23 protein-coding genes and 1 riboswitch are annotated in these 18,153 nt (G+C 75.8%); of the genes, 16 read left to right on the top strand and 7 right to left on the bottom strand.

Features of this window, described 5'->3' with window-relative positions; genetic code table 11:
- Positions 1–56 precede the first annotated feature (56 nt).
- From HH311_RS04635 to HH311_RS04610, 6 genes are all read left to right on the top strand, one after another.
- Complete coding sequence (locus tag HH311_RS04635; protein WP_169182325.1) at positions 57–302, top strand: hypothetical protein; 246 nt, start codon at positions 57–59, stop codon at positions 300–302.
- Between the two features lie 102 nt (positions 303–404).
- Positions 405–704, top strand: coding sequence for a hypothetical protein (locus HH311_RS04630; RefSeq protein WP_169182324.1), 300 nt, complete (start codon positions 405–407; stop codon positions 702–704).
- A gap of 66 nt (positions 705–770) precedes the next feature.
- Positions 771–1,307, top strand: coding sequence for a hypothetical protein (locus HH311_RS04625; RefSeq protein WP_169182323.1), 537 nt, complete (start codon positions 771–773; stop codon positions 1,305–1,307).
- A gap of 29 nt (positions 1,308–1,336) precedes the next feature.
- Entirely contained in the window at positions 1,337–2,065 is a 729-nt protein-coding gene (locus HH311_RS04620) for an alpha/beta fold hydrolase (RefSeq protein WP_169182322.1), read from the top strand.
- A gap of 86 nt (positions 2,066–2,151) precedes the next feature.
- On the top strand, positions 2,152–2,421 hold the full coding sequence (locus HH311_RS04615; RefSeq protein WP_169182321.1) for a hypothetical protein: 270 nt from the start codon (positions 2,152–2,154) through the stop codon (positions 2,419–2,421).
- Between the two features lie 89 nt (positions 2,422–2,510).
- On the top strand, positions 2,511–3,062 hold the full coding sequence (locus tag HH311_RS04610) for a DUF4334 domain-containing protein (protein ID WP_169182320.1): 552 nt from the start codon (positions 2,511–2,513) through the stop codon (positions 3,060–3,062).
- On the opposite strand, the gene HH311_RS04605 is transcribed toward HH311_RS04610, so the two are convergent.
- Positions 3,007–4,254 (bottom strand): glycosyltransferase family 4 protein, encoded by a 1,248-nt coding sequence (locus tag HH311_RS04605; protein WP_169182319.1) that lies wholly within the window; start codon positions 4,252–4,254, stop codon positions 3,007–3,009. The genes HH311_RS04610 and HH311_RS04605 overlap by 56 nt on opposite strands.
- Before the next feature lie 187 nt (positions 4,255–4,441).
- Between HH311_RS04605 and HH311_RS04600 the strand changes: the two genes are divergently transcribed.
- On the top strand, positions 4,442–5,410 hold the full coding sequence (locus HH311_RS04600; protein WP_396027423.1) for a TauD/TfdA dioxygenase family protein: 969 nt from the start codon (positions 4,442–4,444) through the stop codon (positions 5,408–5,410).
- A gap of 75 nt (positions 5,411–5,485) precedes the next feature.
- On the opposite strand, the gene HH311_RS04595 is transcribed toward HH311_RS04600, so the two are convergent.
- A complete protein-coding gene (locus HH311_RS04595; RefSeq protein ID WP_169182317.1) occupies positions 5,486–6,367 on the bottom strand; it encodes a diiron oxygenase in 882 nt (293 codons plus the stop codon).
- 76 nt (positions 6,368–6,443) lie between these two features.
- On the opposite strand from HH311_RS04595, the gene HH311_RS04590 reads away from it, so the two are divergent.
- From HH311_RS04590 to HH311_RS04580, 3 genes are all read left to right on the top strand, one after another.
- Positions 6,444–7,109 (top strand): TetR/AcrR family transcriptional regulator, encoded by a 666-nt coding sequence (locus HH311_RS04590; protein ID WP_169182316.1) that lies wholly within the window; start codon positions 6,444–6,446, stop codon positions 7,107–7,109.
- A 61-nt stretch (positions 7,110–7,170) separates the two neighbouring features.
- Positions 7,171–7,620: a VOC family protein gene (locus HH311_RS04585; protein WP_169182315.1), complete on the top strand. Its 450-nt coding sequence runs from the start codon at positions 7,171–7,173 to the stop codon at positions 7,618–7,620.
- A 49-nt stretch (positions 7,621–7,669) separates the two neighbouring features.
- Positions 7,670–8,371, top strand: coding sequence for a DUF3159 domain-containing protein (locus HH311_RS04580; protein ID WP_312029943.1), 702 nt, complete (start codon positions 7,670–7,672; stop codon positions 8,369–8,371).
- Between the two features lie 76 nt (positions 8,372–8,447).
- Here the strand turns inward: HH311_RS04580 and HH311_RS04575 are convergent, their stop codons facing one another.
- A complete protein-coding gene (locus HH311_RS04575; RefSeq protein ID WP_169182314.1) occupies positions 8,448–9,209 on the bottom strand; it encodes an SGNH/GDSL hydrolase family protein in 762 nt (253 codons plus the stop codon).
- A 228-nt stretch (positions 9,210–9,437) separates the two neighbouring features.
- Here HH311_RS04575 and HH311_RS04570 point away from each other — a divergent pair, with 228 nt between their 5' ends.
- A complete protein-coding gene (locus HH311_RS04570; RefSeq protein ID WP_169182313.1) occupies positions 9,438–10,721 on the top strand; it encodes a hypothetical protein in 1,284 nt (427 codons plus the stop codon).
- Positions 10,722–10,765: 44 nt separating this feature from the next.
- Here the strand turns inward: HH311_RS04570 and thiE are convergent, their stop codons facing one another.
- Positions 10,766–11,434 carry a thiamine phosphate synthase gene (gene thiE, locus HH311_RS04565; protein WP_169182312.1) on the bottom strand — a complete coding sequence of 223 codons (669 nt, stop codon included), beginning with the start codon at positions 11,432–11,434 and terminating at the stop codon, positions 10,766–10,768.
- Between the two features lie 32 nt (positions 11,435–11,466).
- Positions 11,467–11,576: riboswitch (TPP riboswitch) on the top strand.
- Here thiE and thiO point away from each other — a divergent pair.
- The 3 genes from thiO (at position 11,568) to HH311_RS04550 (ending at position 13,700) form a co-directional block, all read left to right on the top strand.
- Positions 11,568–12,716 (top strand): glycine oxidase ThiO, encoded by a 1,149-nt coding sequence (gene thiO / locus HH311_RS04560; RefSeq protein ID WP_169182311.1) that lies wholly within the window; start codon positions 11,568–11,570, stop codon positions 12,714–12,716. Its footprint overlaps the riboswitch before it by 9 nt.
- The gene (gene thiS / locus HH311_RS31380) at positions 12,713–12,913 is read left to right on the top strand and encodes a sulfur carrier protein ThiS (RefSeq protein ID WP_169182310.1); all 201 of its coding nucleotides are present in this window, start codon (positions 12,713–12,715) and stop codon (positions 12,911–12,913) included. Before thiO ends, thiS begins: the two co-directional genes overlap by 4 nt.
- Before the next feature lies 1 nt (position 12,914).
- Positions 12,915–13,700 (top strand): thiazole synthase, encoded by a 786-nt coding sequence (locus HH311_RS04550; RefSeq protein ID WP_169182309.1) that lies wholly within the window; start codon positions 12,915–12,917, stop codon positions 13,698–13,700.
- Here HH311_RS04550 and HH311_RS04545 read toward each other — a convergent pair.
- The 3 genes from HH311_RS04545 to HH311_RS04535 all read right to left on the bottom strand — a co-directional run bounded on the left by HH311_RS04545 (position 13,679) and on the right by HH311_RS04535 (position 16,331).
- On the bottom strand, positions 13,679–14,119 hold the full coding sequence (locus HH311_RS04545) for an SRPBCC family protein (protein ID WP_169182308.1): 441 nt from the start codon (positions 14,117–14,119) through the stop codon (positions 13,679–13,681). The two genes, HH311_RS04550 and HH311_RS04545, sit on opposite strands and share 22 nt — an antisense overlap.
- Before the next feature lie 85 nt (positions 14,120–14,204).
- Positions 14,205–15,407: a cytochrome P450 gene (locus tag HH311_RS04540; RefSeq protein ID WP_211189694.1), complete on the bottom strand. Its 1,203-nt coding sequence runs from the start codon at positions 15,405–15,407 to the stop codon at positions 14,205–14,207.
- Positions 15,408–15,635: 228 nt separating this feature from the next.
- Positions 15,636–16,331, bottom strand: a complete 696-nt coding sequence (locus HH311_RS04535) for a hypothetical protein (RefSeq protein WP_169182307.1) — start codon at positions 16,329–16,331, stop codon at positions 15,636–15,638.
- Positions 16,332–16,412: 81 nt separating this feature from the next.
- On the opposite strand from HH311_RS04535, the gene HH311_RS04530 reads away from it, so the two are divergent.
- A complete protein-coding gene (locus HH311_RS04530; protein ID WP_169182306.1) occupies positions 16,413–17,387 on the top strand; it encodes a D-2-hydroxyacid dehydrogenase family protein in 975 nt (324 codons plus the stop codon).
- An 88-nt stretch (positions 17,388–17,475) separates the two neighbouring features.
- Complete coding sequence (locus HH311_RS04525; RefSeq protein WP_169182305.1) at positions 17,476–18,150, top strand: hemerythrin domain-containing protein; 675 nt, start codon at positions 17,476–17,478, stop codon at positions 18,148–18,150.
- The last annotated feature ends 3 nt before the right edge of the window (positions 18,151–18,153 follow it).

The raw sequence follows: 18,153 nt of genomic DNA, 5'->3' as shown, positions 1-18,153 counted from the left end.
ACCCGGTCGTCGGAAACAAGAGTGAATTTTTGTCTCAGGAAACGGACTGCACGGTCGTGGCCGAGAACGCCCCCGTCACCTCCCCCGCGGCGGCCTTCGAGCGGGTGGCCGACGCGCGGAACGAGTTCGAGCGGGTCATCGAGGAGGCCCGCGCCCGCCGTCGCGCGGCGGCGGCCGCGCGCGGGCTGGCGGTGACCGAGCGGCAGGCGGCCCGGGCGCGGCGGCGCCGGGGCCCCGCGCCGGGCACGGTCGCGGGGACGGAGACCTCCGGCTCTTGCGCACCGGCACCCGATCTGGGGTAGTGGACGCCGCGACGCCGGCGGAGAGTCCCCGGCAGCCGTCCGGCCACGGTGCCCGCGTGGCCGTGTGCGGCGGGCGCGCGACCCGGACGCCGAGGTGCGCCGATGGCCGACGAGGCGGTGGCGGACCCCGTGTCGGAGGCCCACGCCCTCGCGCTGGCGCGGTTCACCGACGCCCGGCGGTCCGGTCGGGCGATCGCCGAGCACCTGGCCGGGGTGATCGACGAGCTCGTCACGACCCTCGACCACGTGGCGGCCACCCGCGACAAGCTCGCCCGGGATCCCCGGCGCACCGACGGCGACGAGCTCCGGCGCACCGCCCGGCGCGCCCGGGCCTTCGCCGAGGAGGAGCGACGCGAGAGCCGGCGACTGCGCGAGACCTGGCAGCTCGAGCCGCCGGGCTGACGACCGGTCCTGACGTCGGGGGGGCGGGTGCTGGCGGGCGCCCGCGTCGCCTGCGAGTCTCCCCCCGTGCTCAACCCGTCCGCCCCCGCGCACAAGGAGCGGCAGTACGCGAAGGTCGAGCTCGAGCGGCGCTTCCTGATGTCCCGCGTGCCGGGGGAGAGCGTCGGCCGCGTCGGGCTGCTCGACCGCTACATCCGCGGGACCCGGCTGCGGCTGCGCCGTCAACAGGGGGACGACGGGTCGGTGTTCCTCAAGCTCAGCCAGAAGGTCCCGCGGCCCGACGGCCGCCCGGGACTGATCACGACGATGTACCTCGACGAGGCCGAGTACGCCGCGCTGGCGGAGCTCCCGGCCGACGTCCTGCGCAAGGTCCGGCTGAGCGTGCCGCCGTTCGGCGTCGACCTGTTCGCCGGGCCGCTGCGCGGCCTCGTCATCGGCGAGGTCGAGTTCGACGACGAGGCGGCGCGGGACGCATTCACGCCGCCGCCCGACGCGGTCACCCGGGAGATCACCGGCGACCCGCGCCTGGTCTGCGCGGCCCTGGCCGGCGCCGACGCGGGCCGGATCGCGGCGGCGCTCGCGGCGGCCGGGCTCACCGCGTAGGGCGGGGAAGGCAGGGGAAGCCACGCGCCATGTCGGTCATGGAGCACGGCGACGTCCGCATCCACTTCGAGGAGATCGGCGAGGGCTTCCCGGTCCTCGCGTTCGCGCCCGGCGGGCTGCGCTCGACGATCGAGGCGTGGTCGTACGCGCCCTGGGACGTGCCCGGGGCGGTCTCGGTGGACCACCGCGTCGTCCTCATGGACCAGCGCCACGCGGGGCAGTCCTCCGCACCGGTCCGTGCCGCGGACGGCTGGGACTCCTACACCGCCGACCACCTCGCCCTGCTCGACCACCTCGGGATCGAGCGCTGCCACCTGCTCGGCATGTGCATCGGCGGCTCGTTCATCGCGAACCTGCTCGCGACGGCGCCCGACCGCGTCGCCTCGGCGGTGTGCCTGCAGCCGATCGGGCTCGACGGCAACCGCGACGCCTTCCTCGGCCGGTTCGACGAGTTCGCCGCCGAGGAGGCGCCGAACCACCCGGAGGCCTCGGAGGCCGACTGGCAGGGGTTCCGGCAGAACCTCTACGGCTCCGACCACACCCTCTGGAGCGTGCCCGACACCGCCGTCGCCGGGTTCGGTGCACCGCTGCTGGTCTTCGCCGGCGGCGACGAGCCGCATCCGGCGTCGGCGTCCGCGATGCTCGCCGACGTGGCGCCGCAGGCCACCCTGGTGGAGCGGTGGAAGGCCGAGGAGTACCACGACGCGGCCCGCGAGAGCATCGCGAGCTTCCTCTCGGTGCACACGCCGCTGGGCTGATCGCGGCGTCCGCTCACCGGACGGCCGTCACCGTCCTCGGTGAACGCGGGCTTCATCCACGCTGGGTGTCCCTAGAGTCACTCGACGTGAGTGTCATGTCGGACGCGACGCGGATCCGGATGGTCGCGCGCACCGCGATCGTCGAGCTGGACGCGCTCGTCGACGACGGCCTCTTCGGTCCGGGCGTCGACGCCCTCATCGGCCACGCCGAGGCGCTCGCCGCCGCGCCGTTCGCGCGGGGACAGCGCGACCCGCTGGCCCACCTGTGCGGGCTGCGCGACGTCCTGGCGGTGACGACGGGCCGGACGGCGCAGCGGCTGGTCCTGACGCTGGACGACCTCATCGCCCGCCACTAGGTGCGCTCCGCGCTCGTGAGCAGAAAGTGTCGGTATACCGACACTTTGTGCTCACAGGCGCGCAGCGCACCTGGGGCACACTGCCCGCCATGACGACCGTGGACCCGTCCTTCGACGTCCTTCTCTCCCGCGCGAACCGCGGTGACGTCGACACCGGGGAGGCGCTGGCGCTGTTCGACACGCTGCCGGCGGTCCGCCCCGAGGAGATGCTCGGCGAGTGGCGCGGGGAGGAGTTCCCGACCGGCCACCCGATGGACGGCCTGCTCGCGGCGACCGGGTGGGCGGGCAAGCGGTTCGACGACGCCGACCGCGTCCACCCGCTGCTGTTCTGGAACGCCGACCGGACCGGCACCTTCGCCGTCGACCCGATCCGCGTGCCGATGGGGCTCCCGCTCCCGCGGGCGGTGCGCCGCCCCTGGCTGCACCGCGTCATCACCGGCACCCGGCCCCTGCTCGCGACGTCGCGGTACACGGCGCGGCTGCGCGCCACCGAGTACCGCGACGTCTCCACCGCCACGATGATCTACGACGCGCGGCCCATCAACGACGTCTTCCGCCGGGTCTCGGACACCACGCTGCTCGGGCTCATGGACCACCGCGGCGACGCGGCGCCGTACTTCTTCGTGCTCCACCGCGCCTGACGGCGGGCCGTCCCCGACCCGGCGGGCGGCGGTCGGCGTCGATCCGGTCGGCGTCGATCCGGACGGCGTCGGCCCAGACGGCCGCGAGCCGGGCGGCCCAGCGCGGGGCCGAGTAGGCCTGCGCGTCGGCCCGGGCGCGGCGTGCCAGGGTGCGGCGGGCCTCGTCGTCGGCGACGAGGTCCTCGAGGGTCCGCGCGAGCGCCGCCGGGTCGCCGACCGGGACCACCGCGCCGTTGACGCCGTCCTGCACCACCTCGGGCAGGGCGCCGACCGGCGTGACGACCGGCACCACCCCGCACGCCATCGCCTCCAGCACGGCCATGGGCAGACCCTCGTGCGTGCTCGGGAGCACGAGGACCTGGGCGCGGCGGAGCAGGGCGTCGCGCTCGGGGCGGTCGAGCCAGCCCGCCGGCTCCACGACGTCCCCGACGCCGGCCTCGGCGACCGCGGCCCGGACCTCCTCGACCTCGCCGTCGCCCGCCGCCACGAGGCGCAGCCGGCGGCGCTGCCGGGGCGCGAGGCGGGCGCAGGCCTCGACCAGGTCGTAGATGCCCTTGCGCGCCCCCAGCCGCCCGAGGAAGACCGCGAGCACGCGTTCCTCCGGGGCGGCGGCGACCGGTGGCAGCGCGGCCGGCCACTCGACGGGGTTCGGCAGGGCGACCACCCGCTCGTCGGGGACCCCCAGGCGCGCGCGGTAGGGCACGCGCAGGGTCTCGGAGAGCACGACGAGGCGGTGCGGGCGCAGCAGCGCGCGGACCGCGGCGCGGGCCGGACGTGGGAGCGCGTCGAACCAGTCGAGGAACTCCGAGCCGTGCAGGTGCAGCACCACCGGTACCCCGCGCGTCCGGGCGAGCGTGGCGAGCACGCCCTTGCGCAGCACCGAGGTCCGCTGCGAGACGTGCATGTGGGCCACGGCCGGGCGCCGGGCGACGAGGCGGTACGCGGCCCGGGCCGTGCCGGTCGCCATGGCCCACAGCCGGACCGCGGCCGGTCCGTCGCGGTGGGTGGCGACGACGTCGAGGTCGGCGAGCACGGACGCGTGCTGCTCGAGGACACACTGGACGCTCCCGATGCCGCCGTGGGCGTCGGCGCGGGGCCCGACGACGAGCACCCGCGGCCGCGGCGGGGCGTCCGCCGAACGGCCCAGGGCGGGCACGGGCGGTGACGGCGCCGGAGCGCGGAGATCGGACACGGCAGGACCCTCCTGCGTCGGTCGTGCGGCGGTCCCCCCGGAGCGACGGCCCACCTGACTCTCCGTGTGTATCGACGAGGTGTCGGCGGGATGCTGATCCGGTGTCGGACGACGACCGGCGTGACCTCGGCGTTCAGCGGATGGCGCTCCGGCCCGCGATGTCCCATGATCGGTGGACGTGACGACCATCCTCGAAACCGGTGTGTCCACCGGCGGGGTCGGCACGGACCAGGCGAGCCCCGACCGGCCCCGTGCCACTCCCGCCATCGATCTCCTCGAGGGCAAGCGCTACCTGCGCCGCCTGCCGGGGGATGGGCCGGACCGCTGTTCCGAGGACTACACCGCGTTCACGCTGACCCCGGTCGGCGTGACGCTCGGCGCCGCGATCACCGGCGTCGACCTGTCGTCGCCGCTGACCGACGAGCTGCGGGCCGAGATCCACCGCGCGCTCCTGGAGTGGAAGGTCCTCTTCTTCCCCGACCAGGACATGACGAGCGCGGCCCAGCGCGAGTTCGGGCGGCACTGGGGCGAGCTCGAGACCAACCCGCTGCTCGAGGCGGGGGAGGACCCGAGCGTCGTCCGCTTCGCCAAGGGCGGCGACGGGCCCCCGACCTACGAGAACATCTGGCACGTCGACACGTCGTTCCGGCCCGCGCCGGCGATGGGCGCGATCCTGCGGATGATCACGACGCCGCCGTTCGGCGGGGACACGATGTGGGCCGACATGGCCGCCGCGTACGACAACCTCTCCGACGAGGTGAAGGCGCGGATCGAGGACGCGGTGGCGGTGCACGACATGGTGCCCGGCTTCGCGCGCTTCCTGCCGGCCGAGAAGCTGACCCGGTTGGAGGGCACGTTCCCGCCGGTGACCCACCCCGTCGTCCGGACCCATCCGGAGACGGGGCGGCGGACGCTCTTCGTCAACGCCGCGTTCACCACGCGGATCGTCGGCCTGGAGCCCGTCGAGTCCGACGCGCTGCTGCGCCACCTGTTCGCCCAGGCGCACACGCCCGAGTTCCAGGTCCGGTACCGCTGGGCCGAGGGGACGGTGGCGTTCTGGGACAACCGGTCGACGCAGCACTACGCGGTGGGCGACTACGGGTCGCACGTCCGCGTGGCCGAGCGCGTGGCGATCCGGGGCGACGCGCCGTTCTGAGCGCTCCGCCAGTCCGCACGAACGGCCGGTCCGTGACCATCGAAGGTCATGGACCGGCCGCTCGTACCGGACGCGTCAGTCGAGCGCGCGCCGCCAGAGGCGTTCCGACGGCCCGCCGACCATCCCGACCTCGGCCAGGAACGCCAGCACCTTCTCCAGCATGAACCGCTTCGTCGCGCGGTGGTGCGGGTTCGCCCGCGCCGCCGCGCGACCCACCCGGCCCGAGAGCCCGACGCTGCGGTAGATCCGCGCCTGCCACAGCGAGTTGACGACCTCGGTGCCGACCAGCGCGGTCAACCACCGCTCCTTCTCCAGGGCCGCCGGCGACAGCGTCGGCACCAGCCGGGCCAGCTCCTCGCGCGCGAACCGCACGTGCCGGGCCTCCTCCACGACGTGGACCCGGGCGACCGAGCGCATCAGCGGCAGGACGCGGTCGTCGTGCATCGACTCGCGCTGCAGCCGGTCGGTGGCCTCCTCCGCGACGAGCACCGACGCGAACATGCTCGCCCCGGCCCCGAGGTGGCCGTACCACCCGCCGACGCGGTGCAGCCGGCCGTGCGGGCGGTAGTCCGGGCAGCCCAGCGCGTCGACGGTCCGCGCGAACATCACCGAGTGTCGGGTCTCGTCGCCGACCTCGGTCAGCGCGTACTGCGCGTGCGGGCGCCGGAGGTCGAGGTCGTAGGCGTAGCGGGTGAGCATCTGCATGAGCAGGACCTCGAACCACAGCCCCACCGAGAGCAGGCTGGCCGCCTCGTGGCGGGCCAGCGTGCGCCGGGCGTCGTCGTCGAGGTCGTCCCAGAGACCGGTGCCGTACAGCGAGACCCGCTCGGGCGGGACCGCCCAGCCCCACGGGTCCACCGGCGCCGCCCAGTCGACCTCGAGGTCCGGGTCCAGCGTGTGGCGGGCGCTGGCCGTGAGCAGCCGGGCCGCGCCGTGGTCGCGGTCGAGGGTCGTCATGCGACGCAATGTACCCCGTACACCGTGTAGCGCATAGTTGGCGGTTGTGCCCGACCGGGCGCACTCTGGTCGGACCATGGACGGCCGGACACGACGCTGGGCAGGGCACCGGGAGGCACGGCGCCTCGAGCTGGTCGACGCCGCCGTCGTCGCCATCGAGGAGCACGGCCCCGAGGTCACCACCGAGCAGATCGCCGCCCAGGCCGGCGTCTCGCGGCCCGGCCTCTACCGCCACTTCGACGGCAAGGACGACCTGCAGTCGGCCATCGCGGCCCGCAGCGTCGAGCGGCTGGTCACCGAGCTGGAGCCGGTGTGGCGGCCGTCCGGGGAGCCGCGGGAGATGCTCGAGCGCGCGCTCGCCGCGCACCTGCGCTGGCTCTCGGAGCACGCGAACGTCTACCACTACCTCAAGCGCAACTCGCTGCCCTCGGCCGACGCCGACGAGTCCGCGAGCACCAACGTGCGCGGCGTGGTGTCGGCCCACGTCGCGCAGATGCTCGTCGACGGCTCGCTCGGCGCCGAGATCCCGCCGGCCACGGCGCACCCGCTGGCCTACGGCCTCGTCGGGATGGTCGACGCCGCCGCGGCGCACTGGCTCGACGAGGCCCACGGCGCCGACGTCGCGACGCTCGGGGCCCAGCTCACCGAGGCCTGCTGGGCCGTGATCCGCGTGACGGTGGGCAGCGGGGTCGTGGACGCGCTGGACCGGATCGGGTCCGAGGCGGGGTCGGGCGTGTCGTGACCCCTCCTCGGCGCTGTCGGGGGCATCGCCCATGATGGGCCCGACCCGCGAGGAGGCCCCGATGGCGCTGCGTCGAGCGTTCCCGACCATCCTGTCCGACCGGCTGCCCGAGACGCGTGACTTCTACGTGGCCCTCCTGGGCTTCGAGGTCGCCTTCGACAGCGAGTACTACGTGGCGCTCACGACGACGCCCGACGGCGAGGGGCAGCCGGCGGCCGAGCTCGGGATCTGGGCGGTCGGGCACGAGATGGTCCCACCGCCCTACCGCGCCGACCCCGCGGGCATCGTCCTGACCTTCGTCGTCGACGACGTCGACGCGCTGCACGTCGAGGCCCGTCGCCAGGGCGTGCCGGTGGTGGCGCCGCCGCGCGACCAGTTCTACGGCCGCCGTCGGATGCTCCTCACCGACCCGAACGGCCTGCTCGTGGACGTCTCGACACCGTCCACGCCCTCGCCGGAGTTCCGCGCCGAGATGATGCGCCGCGGGATCGCGCCGGCCGCGAGCCCCTAGCTCCTCACACCGATCTGAGGCGAGGCTCCCCTCACCTACAGTGGACGTCGTGCGGCTGCGGCGGCGGGACGACCCCCTCCTCGAGATCCTCGCGGGGACCGGGCGCCGCATGGCGGACGCCGTGCTGCCGACCGCGGTGTTCGTCGTCGTCTGGCTGGTCGCGCGGGCCGCGTCGTGGCCGGAGCCGATCCTGCTCGGCGGCCTCGCGTCGGTCGTCGTCGCCGGGGTGGTCGCCGTCGTGCGCTGGCGCGCCGGGGAGCGACCGGGCGCGGCGGCCGTGGGCCTGCTGATCGCCGTCGCCGCCACGCTGGTCGCGCTCTACACCGGCCGGGCCGAGGACTTCTTCCTCCCGCGCATCATCGCCAACGCCGGGAGCCTCGCGGCCTGGCTCGTGTCGATCGCGATCCGGTGGCCGCTGCTCGGGCTCGTGGTGAGCGCGGCGCTGGGCAAGCCGCGGTCGTGGCGGTACGACCCGGACCTGGTGCGCGGCTACTCGCGGGCGAGCTGGCTGTGGGCCGCGCAGTACCTGGTGCGCATCGTGGTGCTGCTGCCGCTGTGGTTCGCCGACGAGGTGGTCGCGCTGGGGATCGCCCAGGTCGTGCTCACGTGGCCGCTGGTGATCCTCTGCGCCCTGGGGTCGTGGCCGCTGGTGCGCTCGGCGCTGCCGCCGGAGCACCCCGGGCCGCGGCACCCGGTGGACGCCCGGCCGGTGGAGGAGCGGGCCGCCGACGAGGCCGAGACGCCCGGCTGACGACGCGGCTTTCCTGCCACTGGATGCAAGCAACGACGCTTCGCTTGCATCCAGTGGCAGGAAAGGCCCGTCGTCGTCAGCGGACCGGCGCCGGCTCCGGACGCTTCGCCGGCCGCCCGTCCCCGGTGCTCTGGCCGGTGACCCGCCGCTGCACCCACGGGATGAGGTGCTCGCGGGCCCAGCGGATGTCGGCCTCGCGGCGGCGCACCCAGGGCGCCTGCTCCATCGGTGGCCAGGGCTCGCGCCAGTCGTCCTCGGTGGGGACGCCGAGCACCTCGAGCACCCGCGCGGCCACCCGCCGGTGCCCGTCGGGGTTGAGGTGCAGCCGGTCGTCGGCGCGGGCCCGCGGGTCGGCGAGGGTGTCCATCTCCCACATGTCGACCAGGTGGGCGCCCTGCCGGTGCGCGAGGTCACGGATGAGCTGGTTCATCGTCGCCAGCCGCCGGCCCACGAGGTCGACGACCGGCGTCGCCCGGGTGTTGAAGCCCGTGAACACCAGCACGTCCGCGCCCTCGTCACCGAGCCGTGCGACGGCGGCCTCGAGCCGCTGCGCGAGCTCGGCGGGCCTCGCCGACGGCCGCAGCAGGTCGTTGCCGGCCGCGCAGACGCTGACCAGGTCCGGCGACATGGCGTGGGCGCGCTCGACCTGCGTCTCGACGACCTGGTCGAGCAGCTGCCCGCGTACGGCGAGGTTGGCGTAGCGGAGGTCGGGGTCGCGGGCCGCCAGGGCCTCGGCCACCCGGTCGGCCCAGCCGCGCTCCCGGCCGGTCCGCGGGTCGAGGTCCCCGACCCCCTCGGTGAAGCTGTCGCCGACGGCGACGAAGGTGCTCCAGGACATGGGCCCGATCATCCTCCGCAGGTCAGCCCCACGACTACTGGCCCGTACGGAGCATCGCGTTGGTCGCCGCGAAGATCGATCCGGAGAAAGACGGGTGAACGCCCTCACCGTCGGGCCACCCTGGCACCCTGGAGGGCGTCTCCAGAGACGGATCCGGGGCAGCGGGCGATCCCTGCTGCCCTGTCCACGACCGCACCGACCCCGATGTGACGACGAGCCCTGGGAGCCATGGCACAGACCTCGACGAGGACGGCAGGAGGCGACGCGACGCCACCGGACGACTCGAAGACGTCGTCCTCGGGGCTGTCGGTCCCGCAGATCGTCGCCGGCGCACTCGCCGCGGCGACGGCGGCGATCCTGGGGTCGTTCATGGGCGTCGCCGGGACCATCGGCGGCGCCGCGGTCGCGTCGGTCATCTCGACGGTCGGGTCGTCGCTCTACCAGCGCTCGCTGGAGCGCACCCGGGACGCGGTCAAGGACCGGCTCGTCGTCAACGCCGCCGCCGGGACCAAGGTCGCGCAGGCGGTCGCCAAGGTGACCGGCGACGGCATCCCGGCCGCGAACCCGCAGGGCGCCCAGCGCCCGGGCGGCCCGGGGGCGCGGCCCGGTGCCGGGGCGCGCCCACCCGGGGCGCCGCCGCCCGGTGGCCCGCCCAACCGCGGCGCCGTCCCGCCGCTGCCCACGCACCGGCTGCCCGACGGCGGCCTCGCCCCCGGGCGCCGCCAGGTCGGCACCCCACAGCCGGCCCCGCAGGCCCAGCCCACCCAGCAGGCCGGCGCCCCGCAGCAGCTGCGCGCGGGCGGGCGCACCGTCACGACCCGCCTCGACTCCGCCGGCCGGCCGGTGCCCGCGCCCGCCGACCCGACGCGCCGCATCCCCGACGCGCGCACCCCCGAGGGCCCGCCCCGCGGGCCGGACGGACGGCTGCTGCCGCCGGGGACGCCGCCGCGCGGCACCGGCCCGGCCGACCCGACCCGCCGCGTCGGCATGCCCGGCGTGCCCACCCCGCCCCCGGGGATGCCGGTGCCCCCGCCCGGCGGCGACCCGACGACGGCCTACCTCGGCGCGGCTCCCGACGACGACCCGACCCAGCTCGCCGGGGCGGTCGACCGGCCCCGTCGCAAGCGCTCCTGGAAGACGTGGGTGACGCTCGGCGGGGTCGCGGCCAGCATCTTCGCGATCGGCCTGCTGGCGAGCTTCGCGGTCGAGTCGGCCGCCGGGCACCCGCTCTCGGGCGGCAGCTCGGGGACGTCGGTCGGGTCGCTGTTCGGCGAGTCGACGACCCAGCCGCAGACGAGCAGCGACACGCCGACCACGGAGAACTCGGACGGGTCGGAGCCCAGCACCACCGAGTCGTCCGACCGGACCGGCGGCCAGCAGACCCAGCAGTCCGGCTCGAACTCCTCGCGGACCACGACGCCGAGCACGAGCCGGCAGTCGGGCAACACCGGCGGCGGCGGGGTGCTGTCCTCGCTGGTCCCGCAGTTCCAGGAGCAGGGTTCCGGCCAGTAGGTGCGCTTCGCGCTCGTGAGCACTAAGTGTCGCTATAGCGACACTTAGTGCTCACGAGCCGTCAGGCACCTGCTGGCCGCCTCCGGGTCCTCCGCCTCGGTGATCGCGCGCACGACGACGACCCGCGTCGCCCCCGCGGCCAGGACCTCCGGGAGCCGCGCGTGGTCGATCCCGCCGATCGCGAACCACGGCCGGTCGGGGGCCGCCGCGGCGGTCGCCCGGACCAGGTCGAGGCCCGGCGCCGGACGGCCCGGCTTGGTCGGGGTGGGCCAGCACGGACCGGTGCAGAAGTAGTCGACGCCGGGCTCGACCGCCGCCGCCCGCGCCTGGGCCTCGTCGTGCGTGGACCGGCCGATCAGGACGTCGTCGCCGAGGATCCGCCGCGCCACGTCGACGGGCAGGTCGTCCTGGCCGAGGTGGAGCACGTCGGCGCCCGCGGCGAGCGCGAGGTCGGCGCGGTCGTTGACCGCGAGCAGCGCGTCGTGCCGGCGGCACGCCTCCCCGAGGACGGCCAGCGCGTCGAGCTCCTCGCGCGCCTCCATCCCCTTCTCCCGCAGCTGCAGCACGTCCACCCCGCCGCGCAGCGCGGCGTCGGCGAACTCGGCGAGGTCGCCCCGCTCCCGCCGGGCGTCGGTGCACAGGTACAGCCGTGCCCGGGCGAGGCGCTCCCGACGACGGGTGCCGGTCCCGGGGGCGTGCGTCGAGCTGGTCATCGCCGGCGACGCTAGCGCGTAGGGTGACGGGCGAGCACCACCACGGGAGCCCGGAGCGGCCGGGCTGAGAGGGGACCCACGGTCCCGACCGTCGAACCTGATCCGGGTCATGCCGGCGCAGGGAGGGAAGAGCATGACCGACCGACTCGTCGTCCTCGGCGCCGGCGTCGTCGGCACGACGGCGGCCTGGGTCGCCGCCCGCGACCACCTCGCGGACGAGGTCGTCCTCGTCGACCCCGCGCCGGGCTCGGGCGCCTCGTGGGTCGCCGGCGGGATGCTCGCGCCGATCACCGAGGCCTGGCCCGGCGAGCGCGCGCTGCTCGAGCTCGGTGCGGCGTCGCTCGCGCGCTGGCCGGGGTTCGCCGCCGCCGTCGAGGGTGCCTCCGGGCGGTCGGTCGGGCTGCGCCGCGAGGGGACCCTCGCCGTCGTCGTCGACGCCGCCGACCGCGAGGACCTCGACCGCATCGTCGAGCACCTGCGGGCCTGGGGACGCGACGCCGAACGCCTGACCGGCCGCGAGACCCGTCGTCAGGAACCCGCCCTGGGACCCGCGGTGCGGGCCGGGCTCGCCGTGCCCGACGACCTCGCCGTCGACAACCGCCTGCTGCTCGCCGCACTCGCCGCCGCCGCCGAGCGGGCGGGGGTCGTCGTGCGCCGCGAGCCGGCGACGCGGGTGACCGAGTCCGGCGGGGCGGTGGCCGGCGTCGCGCTGGCTTCCGGCGAGGAGGTCCGCGCGGAGCGGGTCGTCGTCGCGGCCGGGGCGTGGTCGGGGGCGCTGCACCCGGCGCTGGGCGGCCTGGTGCGCCCGGTCAAGGGGGAGATCCTGCGGGTGCGGGCCCGCGCCGGGTCGCTGCCGCCGCCGACGCGGACGGTGCGGGCGGCGGTCGCCGGGCGCGCGGTGTACGCGGTCCCGCGCGACGGCGGGCGGCTCGTCCTGGGCGCGACGCAGTACGAGGCCGGGTTCGACGCCGACGTGACCGTCGGCGGCGTCCGCGACCTCCTCGCCGACGCCGAGCGCGTGTTCCCCGGGCTCGCCGACTACGCCCTGGAGGAGTCGGCGGCGTCGTTCCGGCCCGGCACCGCCGACAACCTGCCGGTGCTGGGTCCCGTCCCGGGCGCCCCCGAGGGTCTGCTCGCCTGCTTCGGCCACGGCCGGGGCGGCATCCTGCTCACCGCGCTGACGGCCGACGTCGTCGCCGACCTGCTCGCCGGTCGTCCCGTGCCCGAGGAGTCGCGCGCGGCCGCGGCGGCCCGGCTCGCCCCGCTGGAGGTGTCCTCGTGACCGTGCTCGTGAACGGGGTGGTGACCGAGGTCGCGCCCGACGCGACCCTCGCCGACGTCCTCGCCGCCCACGGCGTGCCCGACCGCGGGGTGGCCGTGGCGCTGGCGGGGGAGGTCGTGCCACGCACGGCGTGGGCGTCGACGCGGCTGCGCGACGGCGCGGTGCTCGAGGTGCTCACCGCGGTGCAGGGAGGCTGACATGGGCGATCCGCTGGTGATCGGGGGCCGGGAGATCGGCTCGCGGCTGATCATGGGGACCGGGGGCGCGGCCAACCTGTCGGTGCTCGAGCGGGCGCTCGTCGCGTCCGGGACGGCGCTGACGACGGTGGCCATGCGCCGCCTCGACGCCGGTGGCGGGCCCGGGGTGCTGGCGCTGCTGGAGCGGCTGGGCATCGAGGCGCTGCCCAACACCGCGGGCTGCCGGACCGCGGCCGAGGCCGTGCTGACCGCGCGGCTCGCCCGCGAGGCGCTGGGCACCGACCTGGTCAAGCTCGAGGTGATCGCCGACGACCGCACGCTGCTGCCCGACCCCATCGAGCTCCTCGACGCCGCCGAGCAGCTCGTCGACGACGGCTTCACCGTCCTGCCCTACACCAACGACGACCCGGTGCTCGCGTCCAAGCTCGCCGATGCCGGCTGCGCGGCGGTGATGCCGCTGGGATCGCCGATCGGGACCGGGCTCGGCATCCGGAACCCGCACAACATCGAGATGATCGTTGCGGCGTCACCGGTGCCGGTGGTGCTCGACGCGGGCATCGGGACGGCGTCGGAGGCGGCGCAGGCCATGGAACTGGGCTGCGACGCGGTGCTGCTGGCGACGGCGGTGACGCGTGCGTCGGATCCCGAGGCGATGGCGACCGCGATGCGGCTGGCGGTGGAGTCGGGCCGGCTGGCCCGCGGGGCGGGCCGGATCCCCCGGCGGTGGTGGGCGCAGGCGTCGTCACCGGCGGTGGAGCAGGACCGTCAGGACCGGCCCTCGACGTAGGCCTTGAGCCGCGGCAGCGTCGCCTCGATGCCGCGGGTGTTCGTGGCGGGGTAGCCGACGAGCTCGAGCAGCCACGGCGCGCGGGAGGTGGACCAGTCGAAGGTCTCGCTGACCCGCGTCGACCCCTCACCGACGGGCTCCAGCTCGTAGCGCCAGACGTGGTGCCCGACGTGGCGCCAGCCGATGCGGCGGCCCTCCTCGAACTCCACGACCTCGTTGTTGATCGTGTACGGGACGCCGAGGCGCATCGACATCCCGAACCGGTCGCCGAGGGAGAGCCGGGCGGGGCCCGCGATCGCGGACCGGACCGTGCCCGACCCGTCGAACTCGCCGTGGGCCCGCGGGTCGGCGAGGACCTCGAAGACGGCGGACGGCGGGGCGTCGACGACGATGTCGCGGGTCACGCGGCGCTCGCTCACGGTCGCGGATCCCCTCGACGACGCGGCTTTCCTGCCACTGGACGCAAGCAGTCAAGGGGAGCACGCCGATAGGGCGCCGCTGGCACTAGGAGGCCCCCAGCGACACCGGCAGCGCGTCCACCCCGTACACCACCGACGTCGTCCGCAGCGGCAGCGTCGACTCCGCCGCGGCCAGCGTCAGGTGCGGGAACCGCCGCAGCAGCGCCGGGTAGGCGGTCCGCAGCTCCATGCGGGCCAGCTCCGCGCCGATGCAGCGGTGGATACCGTGCCCGAACGCGAGGTGCGGCGTGGGCTCGCGGCGCGGGTCGAACCGCTCCGGGTCGGGCGTGAGCCGCGGGTCCCGGTCGGCGCCGGAGAGCGAGACGAGCAGCGCGTCGCCCGCCGCCACCTCGACCCCGCCGATCACCATGTCCTGGGTCGCGAACCGCGGGAACGCGATCTGGACGACGGTCAGGTAGCGCAGCAGCTCCTCGACGAAGCCGTGCACCGAGCCCGGCTCGTCGCGGACCATCGCCGCGACGGACGGGTCGCGCAGCAGGATCACCGCGCCCAGCGCCAGCATCGACGCCGAGGTCTCCAGCCCGCCGGTGAGCAGCCCGTCGGCGAGCTCGGCCAGCTCGTCGGTGTCCAGCTCGTCGCCGTGCTCGCGGATCAGCATCCCGAGCAGGCCCTCGCCGGGCCGGTCGCGCTGCCGCTCCACCACCCCGCGCAGGTACACCAGCGAGTCCGAGATCTTGTCGAACGCGGCCGTGGCCCCGCTGAGCAGGTCGAACCGCGCCGTCGAGAGCGCCTGGAACTCGTCGCGCTCGTCGTACGGGATGCCGAGCAGCTCGCAGATCGTGAGCGCGGGGATCGGGGTGGCGAAGTCGCGCACCAGGTCGACCGGTTCGCCGGCCGCCGCGAGCTCGGCCATGGCGTCGAGCCGGCCCTCGACGATCTCGGTGATCCGCGGCCCGAGCCGCGAGAGCCGCCGTCCCGTGAACTCGGGGGTGAGCAGGCGCCGCAGCCGGGTGTGCTCGGGCGGGTCGGTGAAGCCGAGGCCGCCCGGGTTCTGGCCCGACTTGATGCCCGCCGAGCCCACCAGGTGACCGAAGTCGGTGGAGAGGCCCTCGGTGCGCCCCAGGATGTCCCGGGCCTCCGCGTTCCCCGTCACCAGCCAGGCCTTGACGCCGTAGGGCAGCGGGAAGTCGCGCACCGGGTGGTCCTCGCGGGCCTCGCGCAGCGCGGGCACCGGGTCGAGGCCGTCACGGCGCAGCGGCATGAGCGCGTGCTCGGGGATCAGGCTCATCGGGTCGAGCCCGCGTCTGCTGCGCCAGGCGAGGTAGTGGCGGGCGACGAACCCGGTGAGCCGGGCGCGCGCGGCCGCGGTCGCGCGCGCGAGGACGTCTCGCGCCGCGTTCGTCCTGCCGGAGCCCACGGTGACCACGTCCCCACTTTCCCGTATCGCCCGATCAGCTCTCCGGACGGGTGCAGGGTAGGGCGTCCCGGCGTGTCCCCGCGGTGACGCCCCCGCGTGTCACTCGTCTCGTCGCTCGTCCGGACGGGTCGCGATCGGGGCGGACGTCGTCACGGACGTGGCCCCGCGCAGGCCCATGCGGCGCAGCTCGACGTCCGCCAGCCGGATCAGCACCGCGGGGTCGCCGCGGCGCCAGGCCCCGGCCGCGTCCCCGCCCGGTCCGGCGGCGCGCCGCACCCGGCGGGGCGCCCCGCGCGTCAGGGCCCGCAGGGCGAGGAGGTCCACGTCGAGGTCGCGGGCGGCGAGGGACTGCCGGGCCCGCAGCACCCAGCGCACCCGCAGCGCGAGCCAGGTCGTGAGGACCGGCACGGCGGCGACGACCACCACGAGCCACGCCAGCCCGGTCGCGACGGCGGCCACCGCCTCCACCTGGGCCTGTCCGGCGTCCGCGATCGCCGTCCCGGCGTCGGCGCCGGGGGAGAACGCCCCGGAGAGCCGGTCGCCGACGAACGGCACGCCGCCGGCCGCCTGCGCGGCCCCGTCGAACACGCCGCGCACGCGGTCGCCCGCGTCGGTCAGCCCGCGGCCCGGGGCCTGCAGGGCGAGCACCGTGTCGTGCAGCGCGATCGCCGCGGTCACCACCAGCACGACCCACACCGCGACGGCGAGGTCGGTGAGCACCTGCAGCATCCGCCGGCGCGGGCGCTCGGCGTAGAGGAGCAGGCGGGGGCCGCGGGGGGCGAGGGTGAGGCTCACGTCGGGGTGTGTGCCCGGCCATTCCCGGGGGCACACCGCGCCGGGGAGCCCGTCCCCGCCCGACGGAGGAGGTCGGCCACCGTGCCCGAGGTCCGCAAGGTCGCGATCCTGGACGACTACCAGCACGTGGCCCGGCAGAGCGCGCCGTGGGAGCGGGTCACCGACGGCCTCGGCGCCGAGATCACCACGTTCCACCACCACCTCGGCGGTCCCGACGACGTCGTCGCCGCCCTCGAGCCCTTCGACGCGCTCGTCGTCATGCGCGAGCGCACCGCGTTCCCGGCGGAGGTGCTGGAGATGCTGCCGAACCTGCGGCTGCTGGTGACGACGGGTCCGGCGAACGCCGCGATCGACGTGGCGGCGGCGCACCGGGCCGGGATCACGGTCTGCGGGACCGGCGGGGTGCTCGACAACGCGGCCACCGTCGAGATGACCTGGGCGCTGATCCTCGCGGTGGTGCGCCACGTGCCCGAGGAGGACCGGCGGCTGCGCGAGGGCGGCTGGCAGCAGACGGTCGGCGCCGACCTCAAGGGGCGCCGCCTCGGCGTCGTCGGGCTGGGCGGGATCGGGAAGCCGGTGGCCGCCGTCGGGCAGGCCTTCGGCATGGATGTCGCGGCGTGGAGCCGCCACCTCGACCCCGACGACGCCCGCGCCGTGGGCGTCACGCCGGTGTCGAGGGAGGAGCTGTTCGCCACCTCCGACGTCGTGACGATCCACATGAAGCTCTCCCGGGGCAGCCGCGGCCTCGTCGGGCGGGAGGACCTGGCGCGGATGACCGCGCACGCGGTGCTGGTGAACACCTCGCGCGGCCCGATCGTCGACGAGGACGCGCTGCTGGAGGCCCTGCGGGCGGGGTCGATCGGCGGGGCGGGGCTGGACGTGTACGGCACCGAGCCGCTCCCGGCCGACTCGCCGTGGCGCTCGGCGCCGCGGACCGTGCTCACCCCGCACCTCGGCTACGTGACCTCGGAGACGTTCGCCGAGATGTACGCCGACGCGGTGGAGGACATCGAGGCGTTCGCGGCGGGCTCGCCGGTGCGGGAGCTGGCCTCGTAGGCGGGTGCAGGTCGCCGCCAAGTCGGCGGCAAGTGGGGTCGGCGACGCTCCTCGTCGTCACCGACCGTCGCCCGACGAGGAGCCCACCATGACCGCCACCGTCACCACCCCCACCCGCGACGCCGACCTGCTCGGCATCCGGATCGCCCACCGGGTCATGCGCCGCGAGGCGCGCCGCCTCGCCGGACTGGCCGCCGCCTGGGCCGACGGCTCCGACCCGCTCGTCGGCCGCCGACGGCGGGTGTTCGGCCGCTGGGTCGAGGGCCTCTGCCTCGACATCCACCACCACCACGCCACCGAGGACGACCACCTGTGGCCGATCATCGAGCGCCACGCCGGCGCCGAGATCGACCTGGCGCCGCTCTCCGACGACCACGCCGCCCTCGACCCGGTCCTCGACGACATCCGGACCGCCCTCGCCGTCGCCGCCTCGGGCGGGCGGGTCGACCCGCTGGCCGAGCGGCTGACCTTCCTCGCGGACCTGCTCGACGAGCACATCGCCGAGGAGGAGCGGGACGTGTTCCCGGTGATCCTGCGCTACGTGCCGCTCCCCGACTGGCAGGCCGTGGAGAAGGCGGCGCAGGCGGGCGGCGCGGGCATCCGGTGGGTGCTGCCGCGCATCGTCGAGGTGGCCACGCCGGAGGAGTTCGCGCGGATGGGCGAGTCGGCGCCGGCGGTGCTGGTCCTGCTCGCGAAGGTCCTCGGGCCGCGGTACCGGCGGGAGTCCCGGCTCCTGGGTGGCCTCCGGCCCCGTGAGCACTAAATG

The organism is Actinomycetospora sp. TBRC 11914, assembly GCF_012933465.1.
In the GTDB taxonomy this organism is placed as follows: Bacteria; Actinomycetota; Actinomycetes; order Mycobacteriales; family Pseudonocardiaceae; genus Actinomycetospora.
This window is presented reverse-complemented; position numbering and strand designations above follow the sequence as displayed.